The sequence below is a fragment of the Vreelandella aquamarina genome (assembly GCF_044805175.1).
Classification (GTDB): Bacteria; Pseudomonadota; Gammaproteobacteria; order Pseudomonadales; family Halomonadaceae; genus Vreelandella; species Vreelandella aquamarina_B.
In genome coordinates this window covers 3,564,069-3,574,926 of the sequence record NZ_CP085232.1, presented here as the reverse complement: position 1 = coordinate 3,574,926, position 10,858 = coordinate 3,564,069, and the positions used below count along the sequence as shown (strand labels likewise).

Below are 10,858 nucleotides of genomic sequence, written 5' to 3'. Positions count from 1 at the left end.
TCATCTCACCATCGGTTGAAAACGGCCGACCATTGTAGCGCCCAACGAAGCGGTTATCCACACGCACCTAGGGCCATTTTCCACCTGTGGACAACTATGCGCAGGGGCTCAGGAAAACCTTGTGATGACGTGGGTACAGCCTTAGATTTGGCCATCTTATCTTGGGCTTAACCACACCTAATACACAGTTTACCGGCGGGTTATCCGATACTTATGCACAGATTTTTTATAATTTTAAGCGATTGATAAAATTAAATTAAACAAACTTATCCACAATTAGTATCCCCACTATTAATAACAGCAGGTTTTAAATAATTTCATTAGTAATAATAGCCTGATGCAAGTCGCAGGAAAGAGCGCAGTAGGCCGCGGGGCTATTGCCTTTTTCACGCTTTTTATGCAAGGAAAAATTGCACCCGGCGCGGGAAGTCTCTACAATTTCCGGTCTTGAATTGAAACTCCCCGGCTAGTTCCTCACTGGACCGGGTCTTTTGGAATACACTTCCGTCCTAAACCACGTGGGAATAACGAGTTATGAAACGCACTTTTCAACCCAGCGTTCTCAAGCGCAAGCGCGCGCATGGCTTCCGTGCTCGTATGGCAACCAAAAACGGCCGTGCCGTTATCGCACGCCGCCGCGCCAAAGGCCGCAAGCGTCTGAGCGCCTGATCTCGGATTGCGTGTGTCGCATCAAGGCTTTCCCCGGTGCTTACGTTTGCTAACTGCCGGGGATTTTAGTCACGTGTTTGAACAGGCCGACCTTAAAGTTCATGGCAAAGGTATGATGGCGCTAGCGCGCATAAGTACCCGGGGGCACCCCCGCGTTGGACTGGTGGTCAGCAAAAAAAATGTAAAGCTCGCTGTTGATCGTAACCGCTTCAAGCGACTCGTTCGGGAATCTGTTCGTCTGCGCCAGGATCACCTACCCTCTGTGGATATCGTGATATTGGCAAAGCGTGGCGTGCAGGATATCGATAACGAAACGCTTACTCGCCAGCTACACGGCATGTGGAAACGGCTTCAGCGCGACGCACAGGCGGTGTCTACACCTCCCCCGCCTCATGGCGTAACACGTGACGCTTGACGACACACCTCGCCGCTCGACCTCGGCCTGCCGCTTGGCAGGCTTTCGTGTGTCATGGGTCGAGTAAATGACACTGCGCCATTAGCATGTTCACCACCCATCGGGCAGAACCCTCATGGACGTAAAACGACTTTTATTACTGATTCCACTGGCAGTGCTTGCCTACCTTTTGGTTGTACAGTGGAATCAGGATTACGGGCAGACTACCTACGACTCAACGCCTGAGATGACCCAAAGCAGTAACGGGGCTCCGGCGAGCGAGAACGGTAGCGATGACCTCTCCGTACCCAGCACTTCCGCACCTCAAAACGCCATCAGCGAAGGCGTCGGTGATGCCGAAAGTGACACCGCCAGTCGCGACTTTATTGCCGTCACCACCGACGTACTCGACGTACGCATCGACCCTTTTGGTGGCGATATTGTCTACGCTGCCTTGCCGCAGCATAAGCTCACGCTGGATTCCGACCGCAACTACGTGCTGCTATCGGATAACGCCACGCGCAGCTATGTGGCCCGCTCCGGCCTGCAGTTAGATGGCCAAGCAAGCCGCATTCCTTTCACTCCTGAGCGCAACGAATACCGCTTGGGTGATGACGAAGAGCAGCTTAGCGTTGACCTGACAGCCGATGTTAACGGTGTTGAGGTCATCAAGCGCCTGACGTTTGACCGCGGCAGCTATGCGGTGAACGTGAGCTACTATCTGGCCAATAACACCGATGCACCGGTGAGTGCCCGCTTTATCGGCCAGTTGGCCCGTGATAACAGCCCGGACCCGTCTAGCGGTGTGGCCATGGGCATGAACTCCTATCTAGGGGCCGCCTACTCCACACCCGAAGCGCGCTACGAGAAGATCGACTTTGATACGATTCAAAGCCGTAGCTTCGAAAACCGCGAAGCGCAGGGCGGCTGGATTGCGATGATCCAGCACTACTTTGTCTCCGCCTGGGCACCGCCGCAAAACCAGCAGAACCTCTACTACGTTACAACCGATTCCCGTGACCGTAACGTAGTTGCCTTTGCTGGCCCTACCAGCAGCGTTGCCGCTGATAGCGAAGCCACATTGAGCGCGACTCTCTACATGGGTCCGAAGGTTCAAGACCACCTTGAGCAAGTAGCGCCTAACCTTAGGCTTACCGTTGACTATGGCTGGCTATGGTTTATTGCCAACCCGCTGTTCTGGCTGCTGGACAAGATCCACGACATCGTCGGCAACTGGGGCTGGTCCATCGTCCTGCTCACCGTGCTGGTGAAGCTGGTGCTCTTCCCGCTCTCTGCTAAGGCCTACAAGTCCATGGCGCGTATGCGCAAACTTGGCCCGGAGATGCAGCGTCTCAAAGAGATGTATGGCGACGACCGTCAGAAAATGTCTCAAGAGATGATGAAGTTCTACCAGAAAGAGAAGATCAATCCGCTGGGTGGCTGTTTGCCGATTCTGGTACAGATGCCGGTGTTCATTGCCCTGTACTGGATGCTGCTGGAGTCCGTTGAGCTGCGCCACGCGCCGTTCATGTTCTGGATCCAGGATCTGTCGGTGAAAGATCCCTACTTCATCCTGCCGATCCTGATGGGTATCTCGATGTTTGTTCAGCAGATGCTGAACCCGACACCGCCAGACCCCATGCAGGCGAAGATTATGAAGATGCTGCCGATTATCTTCACCTTCTTCTTCCTGTGGTTCCCGGCCGGTCTGGTTATCTACTGGGTAGTTAACAACATCATCTCGGTGGCGCAGCAGTACTTCATTACGCGCAGCATTGAGAATGACCCAAGCGTCGGCAAAGGGATGCGAACCAAATAATCGCTCCCCTCTGCTACTCCCAGACCCCCGCCTTTGCGGGGGTCTGGCGTTTTAGGCCTAACCTGCTCATCATGAGCGCCATCGAGATACACTCTCCCTCTTTCGTCATTAGGAAGCGTCATGGCCGATCGACTCTATACCCAAGACACCATTACCGCCTTGGCAACCCCACCCGGCCGTGGCGGCGTTGGCATTATTCGCGTGTCAGGCCCCGCCTGCCGCACGATAGCCGCCGAGATACTAGGTGATTGCCCAGCCCCCCGTTATGCTCACTACGGCCCGTTTCACGGCGCTGATGGCATTATCGACGAGGGCATCGCGCTACTGTTTAACGGCCCCCACTCTTTTACCGGTGAAGACGTGCTGGAGCTGCAGGGTCACGGCGGCCCCATCATTATGGATATGCTGCTTGAGCGCTGCCTGCAGCTAGGTGCCCGCCTGGCCCGGCCTGGGGAGTTCTCCGAACGCGCCTTTCTTAACGACAAGCTGGATTTAGCCCAGGCAGAAGCGATTGCCGACCTGATTGATGCCACCTCCCGCTCCGCCGCTGAAAACGCCGTACGCTCGCTCCAGGGCGAGTTCTCACAGCGGGTTTCCACCCTGGTGGAGCGGCTGATTGAGCTACGCGTCTATGTAGAAGCCGCCATCGATTTTCCAGAGGAGGAGATCGACTTTCTCGCTGATGGTCATGTCGCCACGCATCTAGAGAGCGTTCAGCAGGCGCTAATGGCCGTTCGCAAAGCCGCTGGCCAAGGGGCGCTGCTGCGCGAGGGGATGAGCGTGGTGATTGCAGGACGCCCCAATGCAGGCAAATCCAGCCTACTGAACGCACTGACCGAGCAAGAGACCGCCATCGTCACGGATATCGCGGGCACGACTCGGGACGTACTGCGGGAGTACATCCACCTAGACGGCATGCCGCTGCATATTATCGATACCGCGGGGCTGCGCGACACGCCCGATGCGGTGGAGAAAATCGGCGTTGCCCGGGCGTGGGAGGAGATCGAAAAAGCCGACCGCGTACTGCTCATGGTGGATGCTTCCACCACGGATGCCACCGACCCGATGAGTATCTGGCCTGAGTTTGTGGAGCGCCTTCCCGATCAAACCCGGCTCACCCTGGTGCGTAATAAAATCGATGCCAGCGCCGAACCGCCGGGCATTGAATTATCCACAGCCACTCCTATTGTCCGGCTGTCTGCAAAAACCGGAGAGGGTGTGGATAGCTTGAAAACGCATTTAAAAGACGTCATGGGGTTCTCTGCAACGACGGAGGGCCGCTTCTCCGCCCGCCGCCGCCATCTAGATGCCCTTGACCGCGCCATGGCTGCCCTCGATACCGGCCGCGCCCAGTTGGATGGCTACGGCGCTGGCGAACTTCTCGCCGAAGACCTGCGAGACGCACAGCAGGCGCTGGGAGAGATCACTGGTGAATTTAGCGCCGATGACCTGCTGGGCGAAATTTTTGGTAGCTTCTGCATCGGCAAATAGCCGCTGCCATTCACTACCACTACTCGCCCACTAGCCATTTGGCGCGGTAGTGGCTGTCGCTCCCTAGCAGCGGTGTCACCTGGGACATCGCTGCGGCTAGCTGCTCATCCAGCCCCCAGGGCGGATTGATCACCACCATGCCGCTGCCGTACATGCCGTGTGTACGCTCTCCTGCTGACCGTAGTAGCAGTTCGCTATGCCAAATCTTGCGAATGCCGCTCGCTTCTAGGCCGCTTAGCAGCGTTTCATGGTGTCCGGCGGGCAATAGTGGGTACCAAATCATCACCACGGCGTGGCGCGCTTTTTCGAGGGTGTAAGCAACCGCGTCAACGACCTCTTGGTACTCTGCTTTACGCTCGTAGCTCGGGTCTATCAATACGCATAGCCGGGGTGTCGCCACCGGAACCAGCTGTTTCAAGCCCAGTAAACCATCGCCATAAATCCGCCGCGCCTGTTGTGGCAGCGCTTGGCCACTCAAATGCTCATGCTCACCTGGGTGCAGTTCAAACAGGCGTAGCTGATCCTGTTCGCGTAACGCATGTGCAAGCCACCAGGGCGAGCCAGGGTAGTGAGAGAGTTCCGCAGCGTTAGGCTGTGCTTCAGCCAAGGCAGTCAGCCAATGGCTGAGGAGTGGGTCGGTTAACCGCTGCCGTGCTTGCCATAGCGGGTCCACACCTTCGCGGTACTCTTGGAGCCGTTGGGTCTCTTTGGTGGCTAATGGATAGAGGCCCCTTCCTGCATGGCTATCAATATATGTAATCGCTGTTTTTTTACGTAATAAATAATCAGCCACCGCATAAAGCGTTAAATGCTTCTGAACATCGGCAAAGTTACCGGCGTGATAGGCGTGTTGATACGACAGCATGGCAGCTCGCTTGCAAGTCAATAAAAAGCCCGCTATGTGAGCATAGCGGGCGTTGGACGGCAACGCTGGGATACCTCTTCAGGCGTTACTGGCCGTTACCGGTGGGGGTAAGGGTAATCTCAACCCGACGGTTTTGGGCGCGGCCCTGTTCGGTGTCGTTACTGGCAACCGGCTGGTTGGCACCGTAACCCATGGTGTTTAAGCGCATAGAAGAAACACCGTTCTGGCTCAAGTAACTACCGACAGACTGCGCACGGCGCTCGGAGAGGCGCTGGTTGTAGATGGCATCACCGGTACTATCCGTATGGCCTGCAATGTTAACGCGGGTGTCGGTATATTGGGTGAGTACGTTGGCCACTTCATTGAGGGCACTGCGCGCATCGGCGGTAAGCTCAGCCGAATCAAACCCAAACGTAACGCTGCTGGGCATGTTGAGCACAATGTCATCGCCACGGCGGTCAATTTCTATGCGTGAGCCTTGCAAGTTATCACGAAGCTGCTGTTCTTGGCGGTCCATGTAAGCACCTACGCCAGCACCGGCCGCCGCGCCTACTGCAGCGCCAATCAGCGCACGGTCACGGCGGCTGGTGCTGCCATCGCCAGAAAGCGCACCGGCTGCCGCGCCAATCGCCGCACCAATGCCGGTGCCCATCGCGGTGCTAGAGCGCTGCGTTTGACCGCCGTAAGGGTCAGAAGTCGCGCAGCCAGCCAGTAGGATAGCTGCTGCCAACGGCGTCAGTAGTCGAGAAATACGCATCACTCACTCCTTGTTTATGATCGGGTTCTGCCTGTTTAGATCGCTGGTCACTTTTTACTGATCACTCTTCGCTGATCAAGGCCAGCAACTCGTTCAAGAATAATAGACCTTGGGGCGATGCACGCAGCTTTTCAGGCATTTCCATTAAAAGTCCTTTTTCATGAGCGCTTTGTAAACGACTGAGTAACAGAACGTTTGACTGGCCGGTATGGGCCTCCCAATCCGCTAATGATACCCCTTCGGTTAAACGCAGCGCGTTCATGGCAAACTCAAGGGGCAGCTCCTGGGGTTCGATGGGCTGCTGACCTGCCACAAAACCACGTGGGTCGTTAGCACGACGCAGGTAGGCATCGGGCTGGCGGGTTTTCCAACGCCGTTCGATCTGCCACTCCCCCTGGGAGTCTATTTGGGTGAGTTTTCCATGAGCGCCTGCACCAATCCCCAGGTAGTCGCCAAATCGCCAGTAGTTCAGGTTATGGCGGCTCTGTAGCCCCGGGCGGGCATAAGCGGAAATTTCGTAGCGCTTTAAGCCTGCCTGTTCAAGACGCTGGTGCCCTGCTTCCTGAATATCCCATAACGCCTCCTCTTCCGGCAGCGCTGGAGGGTGGGAGAAAAAAGCTGTGTTGGGTTCCAGGGTTAACTGATACCAGGAGAGATGCTCGGGATTCAGAGCTAATGCCTGTTCAATATCCTCCATGGCCTGTTCGGGGGTCTGTTGGGGCAACCCATGCATCAGGTCGATATTCAGGTTATCAAACCCCGCCGCCCTGGCTTCGCTCACTGCCGTGATGGCTTCCTGGCCGCTATGGATGCGCCCCAACGCACTCAGCTGGGTTGGACGGAAGCTCTGTACCCCAAGAGATAAGCGGTTAATGCCCGCTTCCCGATAGCCCACGAACCGCTGCTGTTCAGTAGTGCCTGGATTCGCTTCCAGGGTAATTTCAATCGTAGGGGAAAAGGGCAACCGTTGGCGGATGCCATCAAATAGCTGCTGATAAAAGTGAGGTGAAAGAAGGCTAGGCGTACCACCACCGATAAAGATCGTTTGAATGGTCCGGCCGGAAGCTAGCTCTAGGTCGCTATCCAAGTCACTAAGCAAAGCGGCTAAGTAAGCCGCTTCAGGTAACTCGTTGCTGCCAGGCTCATGGGAGTTGAAGTCGCAATAGGGGCACTTTCTTACACACCAGGGCGTATGGATATACAGCGATAACGGCGGCAGCTGGTTAGCCATGCGCCACCTTCAGAATATCCACCAAGGCATGCAGCGCACGCCCCCGATGACTCAACCGGTTTTTGGTTTCGCTAGACAATTCAGCGACGCTCATGCCCTGATCAGGCAACCAAAAGAGAGGGTCGTACCCAAAGCCGCCCTCCCCGCGTGGGTGGGCAAGGATTTCCCCCTCCCAACTACGCTGCACAATCACTGGTACTGGGTCTGCCGCATGACGTAGGTACACCAGCACACACCAGTAGCGCCCGCTACGTTGCCCTTCGGCGCACTCACTGAGCGCTGCTAGCAATTTCTCATTGTTACGTTCGTCACTCTTAGGTTCCCCCGCGTAACGAGCGGAGTAGATGCCGGGTGCGCCATGCAGGGCATCCACTTCTAGCCCAGAATCATCCGCTAACGCAGGCAACCCGCTTACCCGGCTGGCCTCACGCGCTTTTAACAGCGCGTTTTCTACAAATGTCAGCCCTGTCTCTTCCACATCATGCACGCCAAACTCTGCCTGCGGGCGCACATCTAACCCCAGTGGTGACAATAACTGATTGAATTCTCTTAGTTTGCCAGCATTGCCACTGGCTAGGACGAGTGTGTTCGCTGCATTCATCGGGCTACCTCCTCACAGAAGGCCTTCAGTTTACGCCTAACCGAAACACAGCTAAAGGCGACACAATGTAACCCAATGTATCTCGTTTATTTCTACCAAAATAAAATATGCATTCAAAATTATTATTAATAATCAACAACTTAAATATATAACAAAATAGAATAATTATATGAAAATTACTTTTGCTATTATTTTGATAACAAAACTTTACGAAATGTGGCTTATGAGCAACACTCTAGTAGTCACCTGCTCACGCTTTATTTCCATGAGGCCTACCTAATGTCGCAAGAGAAATTTCAAGGCTTGGTGTACATCGTCACCGAGAAAAGCCCTCAATCGCAGCTGTTTGCTGACTACTTACATCAGCACACCGGATGTACCATTAGCATCCACTCCCCCCGTAGCGTCTTGCCATCAACCACTTCTGATAAGCTGCTTATATTGATTGATAGCGATCACATCGGGATTGATGCCCTACCAGAGTGGCAGGACAAGCTTCCCGAGCCATTATCCAAAACCCCTCTTGCTGCCTTTAATATCCGCGATATGGACCATGCGTTGGAAGCACTCTCCTGTGCACAACTCAAAGGCGTGTTTTATCGAAATGAAAGCCTAGAGGTAATTTGTAAAGGCATACATGCATTACTGGAGGGCGAGTTGTGGATGTCGCGGGATTTAATGGCGCGTTTAATTCTCTTTTATCGTAAATATCAGAGTAACGCGTTTCGTCCTGCCTGTGGGTTAACTAATCGTGAGATGGAAATTATCTCATTGTTAAGCTCAGGATCATCTAACCAACAAATTGCCGACAAGCTATTTGTTAGCGAACATACGGTTAAATCACATCTGTATAATATCTTCCGAAAAATTAATGTTCATAACCGTATTCAGGCACTTAACTGGATACACCAAAACCTAGGCCCCATTCTTCCCAATATTGAAACTGCTCGAAGTTTGCAGCGTCACCGGTAGGTTATAACCTCAAAAGGTGATTCACCATGTTATCGCTATACCGTTTATTCATAGGCATGTTTACCATGGCAGCGTGGCTAACAAGCACTGCTGCCTTAGCCGAAGAGTCGTCTGCCCAACCGGACAATGCATTGCCTGCTAACGCACAAAGCGAGCAAGAAGCTATCGATGCTATCAACAAGCTTTCTAGTCCTGATGGGCCTGAAGTGCTGGCTAATACCAATGGGGGTAGTGAGCTTACCGGTGTTCTGGTGGACCGCACCATCACCATGGCTGGCAAGACATTCTATCGCGCGTTTAGCCAACTGGCGATGGATAACCCACTGATTGGCAACGCCACGATTACTATTCAGGAGCGCCCTGATGCTCGTTGGGGTAGCCAATTATGGATCATGGAAGGCAACCGAATGTATTTCAGAACACAGCTCTCTCCCAGGATCAGTGAAGCGGATCGCGTAGCTGGAGACGCTGTGCAAATCGTCGAAGAAGCACTACTTCAGCAGCGGCTGACAGCAGCACTTACGTCAGACAAAGACCTAGGAAAAGAGGAGCTAAACTAATGAATACAACGTTTTTAACAGCCTTGCATGTAAACGCTAGGCGTATGGATACTTCGCTTAAGAGGGCGGTTCATCTTAAGGCGACGCTTAAGAAAAGTACTTTAAGCGCAGTCATCATCGCCGGCATGGCAGGATTATTTTCTGCGAATAGCGTGGCAGGTGAGCTCATCTACCAGCCTATCAATCCTTCCTTTGGCGGTGATCCTTTTATTGGTAGCTATTTACTCAGTAAAGCGCAGTCACAGGATACTAACACCGACCCTAATGCAAGAAGCATCGAAACACTCTCGGCAACAGATCGCCTGATTCAAAGTCTGGAAAGCCGATTAATATCCCAACTAATTAGTGATGTAGGGGCTGGAGATATTGGTGAAGGCTCTTTCGATAGCGGCGAATTTAGTGTCGTTGTGCGTGACGAGGGCGGGCAACTCATTGTCAGAGTCATCGATAAAGTGACTGGCGATGTGACTAATATAAGCGTTGGTGGCCTTTTTAACCCTTAACGTACCCTCCTTTATATTAAAAAATATACGGCAATTAAGCCGAATAACGAGTCATTGGTGCCATCAGGGGATCAACATGAAAATTATTGCTTCAATAATAGTGGTCAGCCTTTTAAGTGGCTGTGCCGGAGTGGTAGCTACCTCAGAAAACCTAGAGGGTGCTCAGGCAACATTGACACCCCGAGGAGCGACCTACCAAGACCTTGTCTCGCTCCCCCCACCCGCTGGGAAAATTTTTGTTTCGGTATATGATTTTCGCGATCAAACCGGCCAATATCGGCCTGCACCCGCCAGTACCTTTTCAACGGCGGTAACGCAGGGGGCGGCTGCGATGCTCACCGGTGCGCTGGCAGACTCTGGCTGGTTTATTCCCCTGGAACGCGTCGGGCTTCAGAACCTGCTTACCGAGCGTCGCATCATTCGCGCTGAATTCGAGCGTTTTGGTCAACCCGATACACTTCCATCGTTAAGAGCGGCATCGGTCATGCTGGAGGGCGGTATTATCGCCTATGAATCTAACGTGCGAACCGGTGGGGCTGGCGCTGAATATTTTGGTATCGGGGCATCGGGGCAGTATCAAGTTGACCAGGTCACCGTTAATTTACGAGCAGTGGAAATATCGACGGGTGAAGTGCTCGCTAACGTGACGACAACGAAAACCATCTACTCCAAAGAACTACGCGCAGGGGTATACCGCTTTATCGACTTCCGACGTTTATTAGAGGCTGAGGTGGGAATAACCACAAACGAGCCTGTGCAACTAGCAGTGATGTCGGCCATCGAGTCTGCTGTTATCCACTTAATTGCTCGGGGTGTCGAAAATAACCTATGGAACCTATCGAATGGTACGGATCTACAAAATACTGTTTTAGCCGATTACCTTAACGCACCTACCCCAGTCTTATAACAAATCTTCTTCTCGCATATCAGCTAGCTATAAAACCAAGAAGTGATCCCTTGCGGCTTTTCATCGTAGAAAAGCCGTTTTTTTATGCG

General features: G+C 53.4%; 12 protein-coding genes. 8 read left to right on the top strand and 4 right to left on the bottom strand.

The genetic code is table 11. The annotated features are described in order from the left end of the window. The first annotated feature begins 534 nt into the window (after positions 1–534). From rpmH to mnmE, 4 genes are all read left to right on the top strand, one after another. Entirely contained in the window at positions 535–669 is a 135-nt protein-coding gene (rpmH, locus tag LG300_RS16605) for a 50S ribosomal protein L34 (protein ID WP_009723348.1), read from the top strand. Between the two features lie 13 nt (positions 670–682). Next, on the top strand, positions 683–1,084 hold the full coding sequence (gene rnpA / locus LG300_RS16600; RefSeq protein WP_404376391.1) for a ribonuclease P protein component: 402 nt from the start codon (positions 683–685) through the stop codon (positions 1,082–1,084). A 115-nt stretch (positions 1,085–1,199) separates the two neighbouring features. Then, positions 1,200–2,882 carry a membrane protein insertase YidC gene (gene yidC / locus LG300_RS16595; protein WP_404376390.1) on the top strand — a complete coding sequence of 561 codons (1,683 nt, stop codon included), beginning with the start codon at positions 1,200–1,202 and terminating at the stop codon, positions 2,880–2,882. 120 nt (positions 2,883–3,002) lie between these two features. Next, positions 3,003–4,373 (top strand): tRNA uridine-5-carboxymethylaminomethyl(34) synthesis GTPase MnmE, encoded by a 1,371-nt coding sequence (gene mnmE / locus LG300_RS16590; RefSeq protein ID WP_404376389.1) that lies wholly within the window; start codon positions 3,003–3,005, stop codon positions 4,371–4,373. Between the two features lie 19 nt (positions 4,374–4,392). Here mnmE and LG300_RS16585 read toward each other — a convergent pair whose 3' ends face one another. The 4 genes from LG300_RS16585 to rdgB form a co-directional block, all read right to left on the bottom strand. Next, positions 4,393–5,238 carry a 23S rRNA (adenine(2030)-N(6))-methyltransferase RlmJ gene (locus tag LG300_RS16585; protein WP_404376388.1) on the bottom strand — a complete coding sequence of 282 codons (846 nt, stop codon included), beginning with the start codon at positions 5,236–5,238 and terminating at the stop codon, positions 4,393–4,395. An 85-nt stretch (positions 5,239–5,323) separates the two neighbouring features. Continuing rightward, positions 5,324–5,995, bottom strand: a complete 672-nt coding sequence (locus tag LG300_RS16580; protein WP_404376387.1) for an OmpA family protein — start codon at positions 5,993–5,995, stop codon at positions 5,324–5,326. 61 nt (positions 5,996–6,056) lie between these two features. Further along, positions 6,057–7,226, bottom strand: a complete 1,170-nt coding sequence (gene hemW, locus LG300_RS16575; RefSeq protein WP_404376386.1) for a radical SAM family heme chaperone HemW — start codon at positions 7,224–7,226, stop codon at positions 6,057–6,059. Then, positions 7,219–7,827, bottom strand: a complete 609-nt coding sequence (gene rdgB, locus LG300_RS16570; protein ID WP_404376385.1) for an RdgB/HAM1 family non-canonical purine NTP pyrophosphatase — start codon at positions 7,825–7,827, stop codon at positions 7,219–7,221. The genes hemW and rdgB overlap by 8 nt, the downstream gene beginning before the upstream one ends. Positions 7,828–8,106: 279 nt before the next feature. On the opposite strand from rdgB, the gene LG300_RS16565 reads away from it, so the two are divergent. From LG300_RS16565 to LG300_RS16550, 4 genes are all read left to right on the top strand, one after another. Continuing rightward, on the top strand, positions 8,107–8,799 hold the full coding sequence (locus tag LG300_RS16565) for a LuxR C-terminal-related transcriptional regulator (RefSeq protein ID WP_404376384.1): 693 nt from the start codon (positions 8,107–8,109) through the stop codon (positions 8,797–8,799). 26 nt (positions 8,800–8,825) lie between these two features. After that, positions 8,826–9,359 carry a CsgE family curli-type amyloid fiber assembly protein gene (locus LG300_RS16560; RefSeq protein WP_404376383.1) on the top strand — a complete coding sequence of 178 codons (534 nt, stop codon included), beginning with the start codon at positions 8,826–8,828 and terminating at the stop codon, positions 9,357–9,359. Next, positions 9,359–9,862 carry a curli assembly protein CsgF gene (locus tag LG300_RS16555; RefSeq protein WP_404376382.1) on the top strand — a complete coding sequence of 168 codons (504 nt, stop codon included), beginning with the start codon at positions 9,359–9,361 and terminating at the stop codon, positions 9,860–9,862. Before LG300_RS16560 ends, LG300_RS16555 begins: the two co-directional genes overlap by 1 nt. A gap of 76 nt (positions 9,863–9,938) precedes the next feature. Beyond that, the gene (locus LG300_RS16550; protein WP_404376381.1) at positions 9,939–10,769 is read left to right on the top strand and encodes a CsgG/HfaB family protein; all 831 of its coding nucleotides are present in this window, start codon (positions 9,939–9,941) and stop codon (positions 10,767–10,769) included. Positions 10,770–10,858: the final 89 nt, after the last annotated feature.